We start from the raw sequence: 15673 nt of genomic DNA, 5'->3' as shown, positions 1-15673 counted from the left end.
ACGCCGGCACGGCGCCCGGCGGTCGCGTCATGTCCATCGACAAGGAGGGGAGATGTCCACAGCACGATGCCTGCTGCGCGCGGCTCTTGCCGCGCTGCTCGGTTGCGCGGCACTGAACGGCCACGCGGCCGATACGACGATGCCGGACTCGTCGATTCCCTATTATTCGTGGTACGAAGTGACGTTGCCCGAGAGCACCGGTGCATCGTGCGGAAACGGCACGCCGATGCGCTTCTACATCAATCGCGCGCAGTCGGACAACCTGCTGTACATGATGGAGCCGGGCGGCGCGTGCTGGGACTACGGCACCTGCACGCAGACATCGACCGGCGCCGAGGCCGGCCTCGGCGGTTTCAACCCGGACGGCATCCCGCACAACTACATGAACGGCACGGCGAACGAGAGCCTGCTGTCGTCGTTCCTGTCGCCGCTGCTCACGCGGATGGATCTCGCGCACATTCTCGTCGGCGAACCGAAGGTCGAGACGCAGCAGTGGACACAGGTTTTCGTGCCCTATTGCACCGGAGATATCCACATGGGCAGCGCCGTGCGCAACTACACGTCGCCGAGCGGCGACTGGCGGCTGCAGCACTACAGCGGGTTGAAGAACATCCAGGCCGTCGCGCAGTGGCTGACGTCGCACGGCTTCGGCAAGCCGAACCGGCTGCTCGTGTACGGGATGAGCGCGGGCGGCTACGGCACGCTCGCGAACTACGCGACGCTGCGCAACACGCTGCAGCCGCAGGCGCATAGTTCGCTGCTCGACGACGCCGGCACGGTGTTCAACACGCCGTTCGATGCGGACGCGGCCACGCATCCGTCGGTCGGCCTGTACGACCGGGTGCGCACCGAGTGGGGGATGACGGGCCCCGACGGGATGATCACCGTGAACAGCCGGCTGACCCGCCATTTCGATCCGGGCAACATGGGGAGCGCGTATGCGGCGCTGTCGGCGACATTCCCGCACGACCGTTTCGGCTTCTCGAGCTACCGGCGCGACAAGATCATCGCCGCGTATCACTATCGCGCGTTCGTGCCGGCCGTGATCGCGGCGCCCGACGACGCGACGAAGGATGCGCTGTCGCTCGCGATGTTCGACCAGGAGCTGGACGGGCTGAAGCAGACGCTGAACCCGCTGCCGAACTTCGGCTACTTCATGCCGTGGGCGCGCAACGACTTCATCGACAACCACCAGGTGACGGCGGTCAGCTTTACCGGGTCGGGGATCCACGAGAACGGCATCGACGCGGATATCGGTACGTTCGTCGACGACCTGCTGAACCAGCAGGACCCGGCCGATGCGCCGGTGATGAAGGCGTTCCGCACGCAGCAGTGGTCGGACTTCACGTTCTCGACGTTTCTTGCGTGGATCGACAGCATCTTCAACCTGACCGGCGAAGCGGGGCCGATCTCGGGGCACCGGGCGTGATGCGGGCGTTTGAGCAAGCGACGGCGGCGCCGCGTGCCGCCGTTCCGTGCGGCCGGATGCGCGTGCGCGCTCAGAACGGCCCGTCGTCGAACCGGGACGAAGCGGGCCGGCGTTTCATGTCCTTCAGCCATTCCTTGACGTTCGCCGGATCGTCGAACTCGCGCAGCGTCAGGTTCAGGTCGTGGATGCCGCGCTGGGTGCCCGCGATGTCGCGCGCGAGCATGCGCATGACGGTATCGGGCGCGACCTTGACCGACGGCGCGATCCCGTAGGTCCGCCGGAAACCGGTCTCGACGTCCTCGATCTCCTGATCCAGCTCGCGAAGCTGATCTTCCAGGATGCCGTTGTAGCGCGCGAGCCGGTCTTCGCCGAGGCCGTTGATCGCGTGCCGGTCGATCTGTTCGATCTCCAGCTGCAGCTCCAGCAGGTGCAGGAGCTTGCCGTTCGCATAAGCGTGGTTGACCCGCTGCATCAGCACGGTCTTGCGTTCCTGTTCCCGGGGATCGGTTTCGCGATCGGGATGCAGCGCGCTCGCCAGCTTCCGGTAGACCTCACGGATCGAGCGGCTCGATTCGGCCTGCTCGGCTTCGCGCTTCGCCAGCGCGGCCGATTGCCGGGGCGCTCTCTTGCGCTTGGCGCGTTGTGCCTCGCGGGCCTCGTGCGCGGCCATGTCCCGCTTGAACTGTTCGTCCAGTTCAGCCTGCATGCGTGCCATGAGTGCTTCGGGCGACAGCGCGTCGAGATCGTCTTCCGCCGTGACGCCGGGCGTCGATTCCGGCTCCGGCTCGGACGCGGTCTGCCGGGGCTCGGCCGCTGTGTAGCCGCCGTGATCGGCCGCGCCGTGCCGGTCATGGATGGCCTTCAGTTGCGCGTCGTCGCTGAAGTCGAGCAAGTCGCGCGCCATGTTGGCGATCATCGCGGAAAGGGTACGCTGCTCGGCCTTGCTCAATCCTTTCTGCAGGTACGCGTCGTCCAGCTGGTTGAGCAACCGGATCCGCAGCGCGGTCGACGTTTGTTCGAGCGGTAACAGCTCGTCGACGAATTTCTTCTGGAATGCCGGCATCACGGCTTCCCACGCGCCGAGACGCTTGCGCCGCTTCTCGATCTGCTGGACGAGCGTATTGAATGCTTTCTGGGCTTTCGACAGGCTGGCTGATTCGTGGCCGGGCGCGATGGCGACCGCTGTTCCGCGACGTGCGGTCATGATGAATGTCCTCCGGCTGCGGCAGAACGCGCAGCAGCGCGGTATTTTAACCGGCCCCGCGCGTCTCCCGTGCTCGACCTGGCGCGGCTACTCCTGAAACAACTGCCCCTGCCCGGAGATCACGCGTTCGAAATCGTCGCGCAGGAACGGCAGGATCGCGTCCGCGACGGGCTGCAGTTGGCGGCTCAGGTAGAACGCGTAGTCGATCGGCGAGCGCATGGTTTCGAGCGGCTCGGGGCCGGCCGTCGTCATCACGTAGCTGATCCAGCCGCCGCGCTGATACTGCAGCGGCCGGCCCTGTGCCTGGTTGAACTCGTCGGCGATCCGCGCCGCGCGCACGTGCGGCGGCACGTTGCGCTCGTATTCGCGCAGCGGCCGGCGCACGCGCTTGCGGTAGACGAGCTGGTCGTCGAATTCGCCGGCCAGCGTGCGCCGCACGGTGTCGCGGATGAAATCCTGGTACGGCTCGCGGTTGAACACGCGCCGGTACAACTCGCGCTGGAACTGCTGCGCGAGCGGCGTCCAGTCGGTGCGCACCGTTTCGAGCCCCTTGAAGACGAGGTCCTCCCCGCCGCCGGCCGCTGCCGCGAGACCTGCGTAGCGCTTCTTGCTGCCTTCCTCCGCGCCGCGCACGGTCGGCATCAGGAAGCGGCGATAGTGCCGCTCGTATTGCAGCTCCAGCGCGCTCTCGAGCCCGAAGTGGTCGCGCAGGTGCGCCTGCCACCAGTGGTTCACGTGCTCGACGAGTGCGCGGCCCTTGGCGCCGGCTGCGTCGTCGTCGTGCGCGCGGCCGAGCCACACGAACGTCGAATCGGTATCGCCATAGATCACTTCGTAGCCCTGCGCTTCGATCAGCTCGCGCGTGCGGTGCATGATCTCGTGCCCGCGCATCGTGATCGACGACGCGAGGCGCGGGTCGAAGAAGCGGCAGCCCGTCGAGCCGAGCACGCCGTAGAACGAGTTCATGATGATCTTCAGCGCCTGCGACAGCGGTGCGTTGCGCTGCCGCTTCGCATCGTCGCGGCCTTCCCACACGCGGCGCACGATATCGGGCAGGCAGTGCGCGGTACGCGAGAAGCGCGCGCCAAGAAAGCCGGGCACCGATGCATCGTCGCCGGGGTTCGCGAGCCCTTCGATCAGCCCGACCGGATCGATCAGGAACGTGCGGATGATCGACGGATAGAGGCTCTTGTAGTCGAACACGAGCACCGAGTCGTACAGCCCGGGGCGCGAATCCATCACGAAGCCGCCGGGGCTGTTCTGCCCCGTCACGTCGCCGAGGTTCGGCGCGACATAGCCGAGCCGGTGCATGCGCGGCAGGTACAGGTGCGTGAAGGCCGCGACCGACCCGCCGGTGCGATCGGCCGCGAGGCCCGTCACGCTTGCGCGTTCGAGCGCGAAGGACAGCAGGTCGGCCTTGTCGAAGATGCGCGTGACGAGCTCGCAGTCCTTCAGGTTGTAGCGCGCGAGCGCCGGCTTGTCGTGATCGAAGCGGCGCTGGATCTCGTCCATCCGCTGGTACGGGTTGTCGATCGACTTGCCTTCGCCGAGCAGGGCCTGCGACACGTATTCGAGGCTGAACGACGGGAACGTCCACGTCGCGGATTTCAGCATGTCGATGCCGTCGAGGATCAGCCGGCCGGCCGCGCCCGCGAAGAAGTGGTCGGGCTGCTGGCCGTGCGCGCGCCAGTCGAGCACGCTGCCGCCGCGCCCGAGCTTCAGCGGCACGCCGTACTGCTCCGCATGGGCGTGCAGGATGCGCAGGTCGAACTGCACGAGGTTCCAGCCGATCACCGCATCGGGATCGTGTTCGTCGAACCATTCGTTGAGCCGCGCGAGCATCGCGGGCCGGCTGTCGCAGTAGTCGAGGCGGAAGTCGATCGCGCCCGCTTCGTCGCTGTCGCCCCCGTTCGGCGGGCCGAGCATGTAGACCTGCCGTTGCCCGCAGCCTTCGAGCGCGATCGAATACAGCTCGCCGTGGACGCTGGTTTCGATGTCGAGCGACACGCAGCGCAGCGCCGGGCGATAGCCGCTCGCGGCTTTCAGTTCGGCGCCGGTCAGCGTGCCGTCGCGGCCGGGCTGGCCGCGAAACTGCACGCATGCCGTGATGAAGCGCTCCATCGCGTAGCGGTCGGGTGGCTGTACATCGGCTTCGTAGACGTCGACGCCGGCTGCCGCGAGGCGCTTCTGCAGCCCGGACAGGTGGCGATAACGCTTGCAATAGAGGCCGACGACCGGGCGCTGCCGGAAGTCGCGCAGCGCGAGCGGGCGCAACTCGGCCTCACGCTCGCCGGCCAGCGCGCGTTCGGCGAGCGTCTGCTGTTCAGCCGGAATGAACGCGACGGCTTCCTGCGGGCGCAACCGCACGCGGCGCGGACCGTGTCCGGTTGCCAGCCAGAACTCGATCTCGATGCCGGACGCGGTGTCCCGCCAGTGGCGGGTGAGGATGAAACCCTGCTCGAACTCCGTCAAAACGCTTGCTCGTCGTGGATGCCCAGGCGGCGGATTTTAGCGCTTGAATGGAGGTCGTGCCGGCGGCGGCGTGCGTGGCAACAGGTGGCAGGAAGCCATCGGGCGACGCACGATCGTGTGCGGGCCGGCCGGCGCCCCGGTTTCTCGAAGCGGCTGGCGGCAGGGGCGGCCGTTCGCGGGCAGGCGAACGAGGATGCCGTTTCGCAACTGACCCGGGCTGGGCCGACGGGAAGATGAATCGACCGCCGGGCGATGTCCACGCAATGCAATGGAAGAAAGGACACGGCAATGACGGTTGAAACGGAAGGTCAGGCGCGCGACGGCAAGAGGGGGACTACTCGCGCCGCAGCGTCTCGAGCAGGGTGGGTGACGGCTGCCGGCAGCCGCCAGGGTCTCTCGACTGTAGCCCGGGCATCATGCCGGCAACAAAGTCGATGAACGCTCTTACCTTGGCCGGAACGTGGTTCCGGCTGGGATAGTAGACGTAAAGGGGGAACGTCTCGTCGCGCCAGTCCGTCAGAACCGGCTCCAGCGTGCCCGCACGCAGGTGCGTGTCGATCCCGAGGTCGATCACCTGAGCGATCCCGTAGCCGGCAACGCAGGCGCCGATTTTGGTGCCCGCGTCCGTGAGCGTCAGGTTCCCGCTGACGGCCACCTTCACTTTCTCGTTGCCACGCCAGAACTCCCATTCGAAGGGCCTGCCGGTAGCCAGGTCGATGGCCAGGATGCATTCATGGCCATCATCGACAAGATCCTGCGGCGACCTCGGCCGACCGCGTTGCTCCAGGTACGACGGCGCGGCTACAGTCAGGACCCGCGGACTGTATAGCCGGCGGCAAACCAGGGTTGAAACGGTTGGCGGTCCGAACCGGATGGCGAGATCGAATCCGTCGCTTACCAGGTCCGAGAGGTCGTTCCGGGTCTCCAGCTTCAGTTGAAGGGCAGGGTGGGCCTTCATGAACTGGGCCAGCTCCGGCGCCAGCACAAGGCGGGCGAACACGGCATCGCACGCCACGCGGAGCGTGCCGTTGACGATCGAGGTCTGGTCCGAGGCGCTGACGGCCGCCTCTTCGATTCCCTGGAGCAACGGCAGCACCTTAGACAGCAGCGCATGGCCGGCGTCCGTCACTTCGACGTGCCGGCTGGTGCGATGCACGAGCTTCGCGCGCAGACGGTCCTCCAGTCGCTGGATAGCGCGACTGACCGCCGGCTGCGTCTTGCCCAGACGAGATGCCGCACGGCCGAAGCTCCCGGATTCGGCCAGGGCTGCGAGGACGAGCAAGCCGCTGACGAGTCCCCCATCGAGGTCTTCCATGATCCATGTGTTCCTGTAATGGCAGCGATAACCGGATCGCCGTAGCCGAGGGTGGGGAGGATCGCTCACTATACGAGCCGTTCACTACCGAGGAAAGCCAGCCATGACCCAGACCCAGGCCGTAGCCGCCTTGATCGAGGACTACTTCAATTTGGCTTATGAGCCGAAGAGCCGTGACTTCGACAAGGTCTTTCACCCGAGTTGCCTGATTCAGTGGCTGGATGAAGGCCAGTTGCGCGTCCTGTCATCGCGGGAGTATGCGGCGCTCATCGACGGGAGGCCGAGTCCGCGATCGACGGGCGCGCCGAGAGATGAAGCGATCCTCTCGATGGAGAATATCTCGGACGGCCTTTCAACGGCGACGGTGCGGGTGCGGATCGGAAACCGGCTGTTCAACGATCACTTCGTCATGCATAAGGTGGAGGGCAACTGGTTGATCGCAACCAAGGCGTCCGCCTTGGTGCGTACGTTCGACTGACGCGCCGCGCGGCGGATGCGGATGACAGTCCGGATGCATGAGCGCGCGACGGCATGCACGTCAACGCCGGCGAACAAACAACCCCGGAAAACGCAGCGATTTCCCGGGGTTTTTTTACGCCATCGAACATCGACTGACTTGAAGCGGGCGCGGGGGGCCGAACTCGGACCGGCGCGCTTCAAACACGCCCCTCGTGCTCGATCGTTCCACGATGCCCCGTCCGTGGCGTCACCCTGACAAAGAGCCGCGTGCGCGTCGATGAGTCGCCGTCGGTACGGATGCGTCGGCGACACCGCCCCTACAGCGGCGCCCACGCGAAATCCCGCTTCAAATGCTCCAGCCGCTGCGGCCGCTGATACAGATAGCCCTGCGCATAGTGAATCCCGACCGCATGCAGCGCGCGATGCTGCACTTCGGTCTCCACCCCCTCCGCGATGATCTTCAGGTCGTAGTGATGCGCAACGGACGCGATCCCTTCGATCAACCTCGCGCTGCCGCCGTTCAGTTGCGAGACGAACTGGCGATCGATCTTCACGTAGTCGAAGGGAAAGCGCGACAGCATGTCGAGATTGCTGTGATGCGTGCCGAAATCGTCGATCGCGAACTTCGCGCCTTTTGCTCTCAGCGCGTGGAAGATCGCGGTGGTCCGTGCGTTCTTCTCGAGCAGGATGCGCTCGGTGACTTCGAGCACCAGCGTAAAGCCGGGCGGCAGCGCGCGAATCGCCTCCTCGACGACGGACACGAACCGCGTGCGCTCGAGATCCTTCGGCGCGATGTTGACGGCGATGCGCAGCGGCACGGGCGGCGTCAGCGCGGACAGTTCCGACACGGCTGTCCGCAGCACGAATTCGGTCACTTTCGGCAGCACCGCGCTCGATTCGACCTGCGGGATGAACAGGGCCGGGCTGATGGCTCCCCACTTGGGATGCTGCCAGCGCAGCAGCGCTTCGACGCCGACGGTCCTGCGCGTCTCGACATCGACGATCGGCTGGTACACGACATGGAGCTCGTTGCGCCTGAGTGCGTTGCGCACGGCCTTCAGCAGCAGCCGGCGCGGCGCCATCGCCAGCAGGTAGGCCGCCATCACGAGGCCATCCGCCAGCAGCACGATCGTGACGCCGATCAGCCGATAGTGTTGCCGCACCTGCGACGTGTAGCGTGCGGATGCGGCAACCTGCACCGTGAACGGCCAGCGGAGCGACGCGATGGTGCTTCCGCCCGCGGGTTCCGCGGCCGATTCCGGCGAAAATTTCCCGTGCTGATCGAGATGGCCCGCACCCGCGATCGACAGCATCGCGGTTTCCGTCCCGTAGCGGGCGCCGTGCGCGAGCGCGTCGGCCACGTAGTCGCCTTCGATCAGGTAGAGCACCCCCGCACCGGGCGCGGTGGCGTAGAACACGGGCAGCACCGGGATGCCCTGCTGGAACGGCGTCTGGCGCAATAACGTGACGCGCGTCGATCCCGGTTCCGGCTCGGGCATGTACGCGTCGAGCGGCAAGTCGATCGCCCCCAGCGCCGATGAGCACATGACGCGACCGTCGTGCACCAGCGCAACGGCACGCAGGTAGCGCAGGCGCGTGCCTATTTCGGCGAGCGTCCGGAATACTGCCGGGCATGGCCGTCCGACGAGCGCGGTCAGCTCGTCCACATGGCGCAGGCGTGCGCCGTCGAGGATGCGGTCCACCGAGGCCACGATGTCGTTTGCGATGAAGCGCTCATGTTCGGTGACGGTATCGCGCGCGTAGCGATCGGCAAGCGCGATCGCGCATGCCGGCGCGAGCACGCAAACGATTACGGCGACGAAAAAGACGATTCGCGGCCACGCACCGCTATGCGGGAAAACTGCCTTCGAGCCTGGCGTGAACGCCAACATTCCCGCAGTCGCCTTTGGTGTTGTGTGTAGGGAGAGGCAAGTCGAGCCGGTCGACACACGAACAGCGCGCACGCGTCATGCCTGGGTCGGGCGATACGTTGTGCGCGCCGGTATCGCGATGCGATCGATTCTACGGGGGCGCGACGGATATGTGCGGCAGCCCCGTCGCAATCGGCCATTCATTTCGGAGGCTTGCCTCTGTGAACATGTGCATCCGGCGCACGTAGATTGACGTAGCACACCGAAAAAAACCCCCGGCCGCATGGTCTTGCGGCCGGGACGAAAAACACCGTCTCTTGGCACGAGGATGGTGCGCGGCAAGTATAAGATGCGATGAACGATTACAAAATATTGTTATTCAGCTATTGGTGTATTTTTGTGATTGTGTCTCGACAAGAAACATTCTTTCGGGATGCTGTCTTTGTCGACCTGCCGGCGGCCTGCGATCGGTCGCCGCACGATACGGCCGCGCGGCTCGCCGGCGCTTCAGGATGGAAGAAGATCCCGTGCCCACGGTCATCGTGACCGATGGGGCAGCCGCAGCCCACGGCGGTTCGATGTGAATCCGGATCGACGTGAACGGGCAGGCCGGCAACCTCCTGCTCGATCGCGCGCTCGCGTCGCGCGGTACGCCGCGCGACGACACCATCAGCGGTAAACATGGGCCGCGTTGGAAAGGTAAACGAAAGGAATTGCTCGCGCTGCTGCGCAGCATTGCCGCCCCGCGATGTGGGCCGGCATCGCCGGCACGTTCATGCAGGGGCTGCAAGCGTCTGAAGGTGAGTGAACGATACGGTACCGGCGCGTCGCGCGAGCCGCGATTCAGAAATCGTTGCGCATCTTGCGGAGCAGATCACCGCCCGACTGATGTGTGTCCACTGCGGTGAGCACATCGGTCAGGAACCACGGCAGGTTCAGTTGCGTATTGGCGTCGCTGACGCATACGCGGATCGGCGGCGCCTCCGACGGCGAGCGGGTGTCGCGCGTGGCGTCGCGGGACGGGACGCAGTTTTTCGCGTGCGCTTGAACGGGAGCCGGCTCGGCGCTGCCGGATGCTGCATCGGCGGCGGCCGGCAAGCTGACGGCGGCCAGCAGGGTCAGGACAGCGGCAGTGGCGACGTGTTTCATGGGATTCTCCGGCGATGCTCGTTCGACCGCGCGGGCGGACGCGAGTTCGTCGGCGGCGCGCTGGCGCGTCGCGCTCAGCCGCGCGCGACGTTCGCTGCCCGCGCAGGTTGCCGGTTGCGCCACTGCCGCGGCGATTCGCTGGTCCAGCGCCGAAAGGCGCGCGTAAATGCGCTGCGGCTTCGCGCACCGACTGTTCGAGATCGTCCGTCTGCCGCAGCTCGGCAAGCAGCGCGCCTGCCTGGCGTTCCATCATCTGCAGCAGCGCGTCGTCCGGTTGGCGCAGTGGCTGCGTGAGCGGTTGCTGCGGGAACGCGAGGCGGTTCGCCGGCTGGCCGAACCGCACCGGGCAGCCGAAATAGTCGACGTACGGCCGTTCGTCGGCGGGTGACGGGTGCACGAAGCAGACTTCGTCGGGCCCGTGACGCGTGCCGGTGATGTTGCGCGCGAACTGGACGATGGCCGTCAGCGCGACTTCGTCAACGGCGTGTCCCCCGTCACCTCACTGATACCCGTAACACTGCTTCAACCCCGCGTAGTCATAGAAGTGGCTACCTGGCGCGATCTTCGCGCCGTCGCACGCGGCCTGGAAATCCGTTTCACGTTCGTTGTACAGCATCTTCACGATGAGACGCGAGCCGTTGCGATAGACGTCCCACTGCATGTTTGCGGCCATCGGCGACACTTGCTCGCCGCGCCACGGGTTGTTCGCGTACGTGTAGGTCTGCGCCTGCGGCGTCGGCACGAACACGTTCTTCAGGTTCATGAACGATGCGAACGGAATCACGACCTCCGCGTGCGTGAAGCGCAGCTTCGCGGCGCGGGTCAGGTCGCCGCGTGCGATCGCATCGACTTCGCCGAAGAAATCGTCCTGCAGCACCTTCGCCATCCGGTACGTGACGGGGTTCGCTTCCTGGATGCCAGGCCCCTTCTGGTAGTAGTCCTCGGCATCCTGCAGATACGCGAGATACTGCGCCTGCGCGGCACCGATGTACTTCTCCATCGTGACGCCGCCGGTTTCCGCCGTCATCGCGGGCGCGACCTGCAGCAGGTTGTACAGCACGTTTACCGCATCGACGGCCGTCGCGATCTTCGTCTTGCCGTCGCCCTTCAGCGTGTTGGTGAACTTGCCGTCCGCCGACGTGAATGCATAGGTGCCCGTGTTCGCGAACGTGTAGCCGTCGGTGCCGAGCTTCGCGATGAATGCCTGCGACACGAGTGCGGACAACACGGTTTGCGCGACGTCGGCTGCCTGCGGCGCGGCCTTGATCGCGTTGAGCTTCGCGGCCACCGTCGCGTCGTTCGCATAGGCCTGGTATGCCTGGCTCGCCTGGTAGGTCGCGTAGTACGGATTGCCTGTATCGGTCACGAGATCGGTGGCCGGCTTCAGCGAGTGGAAATACAGCAGGAAGCGGTTGGTGCCGGCCGGCTGCGCGACCGGCGCGTTCGCGGGATAGCCGGACGGCGCGGCGGGCAGCGTGATCGCCGTGGCCAGCGCAGGCTGTGCCGCCACGAGCGACGCGGAGAAATATGTCGAGCTGTCGACCGCGCGATCCTGGCCCGAGTTGACGACGACGACCTGTCGGTTGCCGGCCGTGAACAAGGCGGGCAGCCGCTGCGCGAGACGTGCGGCGAGCTGCTGGTGCTCGCGGATGCCGGTTTGCGTGAGGTTGCCATACCCGGGCGTCGAGATGCCCGCCACGCCATAGCCGAGCAGCGCATTGGCCTTCATCATCGCGTACGTGTCGGCCTTGAGCTGCGCGCCGAGCGCGGTCAGTGCGCCGTCGGCCTCGGCCTTGACCAGCATCGCGTAGATCGCGCCGTCGTACTTGAAGCCCGACAATCCACGCGAGCCGTGGCGCGCGACGAGTTCCGTATAGACGGGCGCGTAGCCGGCGGGCGGCGCTTCGTACGTTGCGGCGTCCTGCTGCGGACGGTACGGCGTCTTCGTCTGGTAGTAAGTCGCGGGTGTCGGCTTGGGCTGAGGCTGCGGCTGCGGTGCGGGCGTCGAACCGCTGGTGTCGGCGGAGGCCGCGGGGGGTGTCGAATCGTCCCCGCCGCAGGCGGCGAGCAGCAGGCAGGTAAGCGCGAAGGCGGCTGCGGTGCGGATCGGGCGTGTCATCGTGGTGTGCAACGGGCGGGACGATGCAGGTTCGCGTCGTTCCGTCTCCGGGAGAGATTGGTCAAGCCCGGAAGTGTTGCAAGCGACTTTGACAGCAGAATGTCAGAATCCGGTCAGGCAATCGTCGGATTGCCGCCGGATCGCGGCAGGCCGGCCACCGCCGGCCCGTGTGCCGGCGTTCAGTGCAGGCCGGCCGATGCGATCGAGCGCACGGTGTCGGTGATGTGCACGCAGCGCGACAGGCCAAAATGCTCGGCTTCGCGGCGCTCCGGTTCGCTGCTCGCAATCGCCACCGCGCGTTCGGGCGGCACGCCGAGTGCCTGCAGCGCGACGTCGAAAGGATGCTGGTTTGATCCGGAGTCCTGCTGATTGGCGTCCGTGACGACGACCGAGAAGCGGTCGAGGTTCGCGCGGCCGAACTGGCCTTCGAACATGTCGCTGAGCCGCGCGGCCGGCAGCGTCGTGACGAGACCAAGTCGATATCCTTCTTCCGATGCCCGGTCGAGCCACTGGATGATCGCGTCGCGTTGATGGCGCGATTCATGTGAATCCGGCGTTGCTTCGATTTGTGCGAATGCTGCGTCGAGACGGGTGACGATGGCTTCGATAACCACGGTGATTCCTCTTCAGAGACGTGATGATCCGTTCGCCGACGGGAATGCCACACACCTTAGCGTCTATCCCGAAAACGCGACCAATTAATATTTATATCCGACCCATACGATTTGGCTAATGAATGGGGTGGCGAGCCAATGCGGGCGCGGGATGCGTGTCGCACCGCATATTCCGCGCGAAGGGCATCGCATCGATGGCCTTCGATGTGATGCACCCGATTCGCGCACGCGGTGAATGCACCGCACAGGTGCGCATGAAAAAACGGCATATCGAGCGATACACGCCCGATATGCCGTCTTGCGACACCGCGTGTGAACGGGTGCGATCAGTGCAGCTTGATCGACGGCTGGTTGCGGCTTTGCAGCCAGTGGCTCAGCGACTGGAACAGCGCGCGCTTCACGCCGACCACGCTGAACAGGTGCTTGCGATACAGGAACTTGTACAGCCCGATCGCGGCAAGCCCGTCGACGATCAGCGAGCGCGAACGCACGCTGATGTCGGCCTGGTACGCGGCGCCCGCATGCCCGAGCGACACGACGGTGCCTGCATCGCGGAACGTGAAGCCGGCCACCGGCTTGCCGGCGACCCGCCGCGCGAATGCGTTGACCAGGTACACGGCCTGCTGATGGGCGACCTGCGCGCGCGGCGGCAGGAAGCCGTTCGCGCCGGCCGTCGGGCATGCGGCGCAGTCGCCGAACGCATACACGTGCGGGTCGTCCGGCGTCTGCAGCGTATCGGTCACGATCACCTGGTTCGAACGATTGAGCGCGATGTCGCCGATCTGCTGCAGGAATGCGGGGCCTGCCACGCCGGCCGCCCAGATGGTGATGTCGCTCGCGAGCCGTTCGCCGGTCGAGGTCGTCACGGCATTCGCGCCGACTTCCGCCACGCGTGTATCGGTCAGCACGTCGACGTTCAGCGCGCGAAGCTGCGCGTGCATCTTGCCGGACAGCCGCTCGTCGAGCGCCGGCAGGATGCGCGGGCCGCCTTCGATCAGCCGGATGTGCACGTCGCGCGCGGACACCAGCGCCTTGAAGCGGTACGTCGTCAGTTGCTGGATCGCATGCCGCAAGGCCGCTGCCAGCTCGACGCCCGTCGCGCCCGCACCGATCACGTTGATGCAGATCGGCGCCGCACGCCGCGCGGGCTGCTGCTCGGCCAGGTGATTCGCCTTCGTGCAGGCCGCGAGGAACTTCCGGCGGAAATCCTCGGCCTGGTCGAGGTTTTCGAGCGGCAGCGCGTGGCGCGCCGCACCCGGCACATTGAAGAAGTTCGTCACGCTGCCGACGGCGAGCACGAGATCGTCATAGCCGAGCTCGCGCTGCGGCAGGATTTCCGTGCCGTCCGCGTCCTGCACGGCCGCGATCGTCGCGGTGCGGGCCGCGCGGTCGACCCGCTGCAGCGCACCCTGCACGAAGCGGAAACCGTGACGCTTCGCTTGCGCCGCGTATTCGATCGTGTGCGATGCCGGGTCGCGGTGGCCCGACGCGGCTTCGTGCAGCAGCGGCTTCCAGAAGTGCGTCGGATAGCGGTCGACGAGCACGACCTCGGCTTGCCCGCGGCGTCCGACCGTATCGCCGAGACGCGTGGCGAGGTGCAGGCCGCCGGCGCCGCCGCCGACGATCACGATGCGCGGCAGGCGCGGTGCGCGGCCAGTTGCAAGGTTGGGCGTGGTGTTGTCCATGTTGGGCTCCCGCTGAATGACGATTCGGATGACATTGCTCAAGAACCGACGATATAGTTTCGAACCTACGCGAACAATTTAATGTTTATAAGCGACCCATATGTATTCACTTATAGGAAAGACCGCGACGTTCCGGCAGCTGAAGGCGCTGGACATGATTGCGCGGCTCGGCAGCGTGTCGCGGGCGGCCGAGGAGCTGAACCTGACGCAGCCGGCCGTGTCGCTGCAGGTTCGCCTGCTCGAGGAGGCGGTGGGCGCCGCGTTGCTGCAGCGGGTGGGGCGCGGCGTGCAGCTGACCGCGGCCGGCGAGATCGTGTCGCGCTATGCGCGCGAGATCCTGCATCTATGGAGCGAGGCAGGCGACGAAGTGGCCGCGCTGACGGGCGATCTCGGCGGCACGCTGCGGATCGGCGCGATCACGACGGCCGAGTACCTGATTCCGCCGCTGCTCGTGAAATTCACCGCGACGCGTCCGCATGTGAAAACCTATTTCAAGGTTGGAAATCGCGACGACATCATCCGCATGCTCGCGACGCATGAAATCGATCTCGCGGTGATGGGCAGCGCGCCGAAGGAACTGCGCACGCATGCGGTCGAATTCGCGAAGCATCCGATGGTGTTCGTCGCGGCGCCCGGGCACCCGCTGATGCAGCGCAAGCGCGTCGCGCTGAAGGATCTCGAATCCGCGCACCTGCTCGTGCGCGAACGCGGCGCGGGTACGCGCTCGACCGTCGAGAGCCTGTTCAAGAATGCCGGTTACCGGTTCCATGTGGGCTCCGAACTGTCGAGCAACGAGGCCATCAAGCAGATGGCCGAAGCGGGGCTCGGCGTCGCGTTCCTGTCGCTGCACGCGTGTGCACTCGAACTGCGCACCGGGCTGCTCGGGCAACTGCCGTTTCCCGGCAACCCGATCGAGCGCGAATGGTATGTGGTCACGCTCGCCGACCGGCGCATTTCGCAGGTCACGGGGCTGTTCCGCGATTTCCTGATCAAGCAGGGCGCACCGGTGATCGACGGCGCGATGGTGGCGCTGCACGAGCGGCGGCGCAAGTAGGCGGACCACGCCGGCCGGGTGGCCACGCGCAGGTCAGACGAGCCCGAAGTCGTCGTTGCTGTCGGGGATCGACGCGAGCAGCCGTTCGAGCCGGTACCAGCCGACGATGCGCAGGCACCGGGCGGCGAGCGTCGCGCGGACGTCGCGTGAGCGGGAGCCGGATGACGGGCGCGGGGCGGTGGAAGGCGAGCGCACGGTGCACGCTGCGCGTTGTACAAGGCACTGATGGGGCATGACGGTCTCCGTAGGTGTCGGATGGGGCCATCGTAAGCGGCGCGGTGCCCGCCGGCGCGCACGCAAGG

Annotated in this window: 13 protein-coding genes and 1 pseudogene; 4 read left to right on the top strand and 10 right to left on the bottom strand. The window is 66.2% G+C overall.

The window, feature by feature from the left end; all coding sequences use genetic code 11:
• The first annotated feature begins 52 nt into the window (after positions 1-52).
• On the top strand, positions 53-1429 hold the full coding sequence (locus tag HWX36_RS28665) for a pectin acetylesterase-family hydrolase (RefSeq protein WP_175956854.1): 1377 nt from the start codon (positions 53-55) through the stop codon (positions 1427-1429).
• Positions 1430-1499: 70 nt separating this feature from the next.
• Here the strand turns inward: HWX36_RS28665 and HWX36_RS28660 are convergent, their stop codons facing one another.
• The 3 genes from HWX36_RS28660 to HWX36_RS28650 form a co-directional block, all read right to left on the bottom strand.
• Positions 1500-2633 (bottom strand): J domain-containing protein, encoded by a 1134-nt coding sequence (locus HWX36_RS28660; RefSeq protein WP_175956852.1) that lies wholly within the window; start codon positions 2631-2633, stop codon positions 1500-1502.
• 87 nt (positions 2634-2720) lie between these two features.
• On the bottom strand, positions 2721-5105 hold the full coding sequence (locus tag HWX36_RS28655; RefSeq protein WP_175956851.1) for a DNA polymerase II: 2385 nt from the start codon (positions 5103-5105) through the stop codon (positions 2721-2723).
• A 334-nt stretch (positions 5106-5439) separates the two neighbouring features.
• The gene (locus HWX36_RS28650) at positions 5440-6420 is read right to left on the bottom strand and encodes a LysR family transcriptional regulator (protein ID WP_175956849.1); all 981 of its coding nucleotides are present in this window, start codon (positions 6418-6420) and stop codon (positions 5440-5442) included.
• 103 nt (positions 6421-6523) lie between these two features.
• Here HWX36_RS28650 and HWX36_RS28645 point away from each other — a divergent pair, with 103 nt between their 5' ends.
• Positions 6524-6898 (top strand): nuclear transport factor 2 family protein, encoded by a 375-nt coding sequence (locus tag HWX36_RS28645; protein WP_175956847.1) that lies wholly within the window; start codon positions 6524-6526, stop codon positions 6896-6898.
• Between the two features lie 298 nt (positions 6899-7196).
• On the opposite strand, the gene HWX36_RS28640 is transcribed toward HWX36_RS28645, so the two are convergent.
• Both HWX36_RS28640 and HWX36_RS28635 read right to left on the bottom strand, forming a co-directional pair.
• Positions 7197-8771, bottom strand: a complete 1575-nt coding sequence (locus tag HWX36_RS28640) for an EAL domain-containing protein (RefSeq protein WP_175956845.1) — start codon at positions 8769-8771, stop codon at positions 7197-7199.
• Between the two features lie 822 nt (positions 8772-9593).
• The gene (locus HWX36_RS28635; RefSeq protein ID WP_175956843.1) at positions 9594-9899 is read right to left on the bottom strand and encodes a hypothetical protein; all 306 of its coding nucleotides are present in this window, start codon (positions 9897-9899) and stop codon (positions 9594-9596) included.
• A gap of 166 nt (positions 9900-10065) precedes the next feature.
• On the opposite strand from HWX36_RS28635, the gene HWX36_RS37385 reads away from it, so the two are divergent.
• Positions 10066-10287 (top strand): hypothetical protein, encoded by a 222-nt coding sequence (locus HWX36_RS37385; RefSeq protein ID WP_244136538.1) that lies wholly within the window; start codon positions 10066-10068, stop codon positions 10285-10287.
• Here the strand turns inward: HWX36_RS37385 and HWX36_RS37380 are convergent.
• The 4 genes and pseudogenes from HWX36_RS37380 to HWX36_RS28615 form a co-directional block, all read right to left on the bottom strand.
• Positions 10240-10335 (bottom strand): annotated as a pseudogene (locus HWX36_RS37380) (AraC family transcriptional regulator ligand-binding domain-containing protein); the annotation flags it as partial. The gene HWX36_RS37385 and the pseudogene HWX36_RS37380 sit on opposite strands and share 48 nt — an antisense overlap.
• Positions 10336-10398: 63 nt before the next feature.
• Complete coding sequence (locus HWX36_RS28625; RefSeq protein ID WP_175956842.1) at positions 10399-12018, bottom strand: histidine-type phosphatase; 1620 nt, start codon at positions 12016-12018, stop codon at positions 10399-10401.
• Between the two features lie 179 nt (positions 12019-12197).
• The gene (locus HWX36_RS28620; protein ID WP_175956840.1) at positions 12198-12632 is read right to left on the bottom strand and encodes a phosphatase; all 435 of its coding nucleotides are present in this window, start codon (positions 12630-12632) and stop codon (positions 12198-12200) included.
• 326 nt (positions 12633-12958) lie between these two features.
• On the bottom strand, positions 12959-14317 hold the full coding sequence (locus tag HWX36_RS28615; protein WP_175956838.1) for an NAD(P)/FAD-dependent oxidoreductase: 1359 nt from the start codon (positions 14315-14317) through the stop codon (positions 12959-12961).
• Positions 14318-14417: 100 nt separating this feature from the next.
• Between HWX36_RS28615 and HWX36_RS28610 the strand changes: the two genes are divergently transcribed.
• Positions 14418-15371 carry a LysR family transcriptional regulator gene (locus tag HWX36_RS28610; protein WP_175956836.1) on the top strand — a complete coding sequence of 318 codons (954 nt, stop codon included), beginning with the start codon at positions 14418-14420 and terminating at the stop codon, positions 15369-15371.
• 33 nt (positions 15372-15404) lie between these two features.
• Here the strand turns inward: HWX36_RS28610 and HWX36_RS28605 are convergent, their stop codons facing one another.
• Entirely contained in the window at positions 15405-15605 is a 201-nt protein-coding gene (locus HWX36_RS28605) for a hypothetical protein (RefSeq protein WP_175956834.1), read from the bottom strand.
• Positions 15606-15673: the final 68 nt, after the last annotated feature.

Source organism: Burkholderia sp. BCC0405, assembly GCF_902833075.1.
GTDB lineage: Bacteria > Pseudomonadota > Gammaproteobacteria > Burkholderiales > Burkholderiaceae > Burkholderia.
This window is presented reverse-complemented; position numbering and strand designations above follow the sequence as displayed.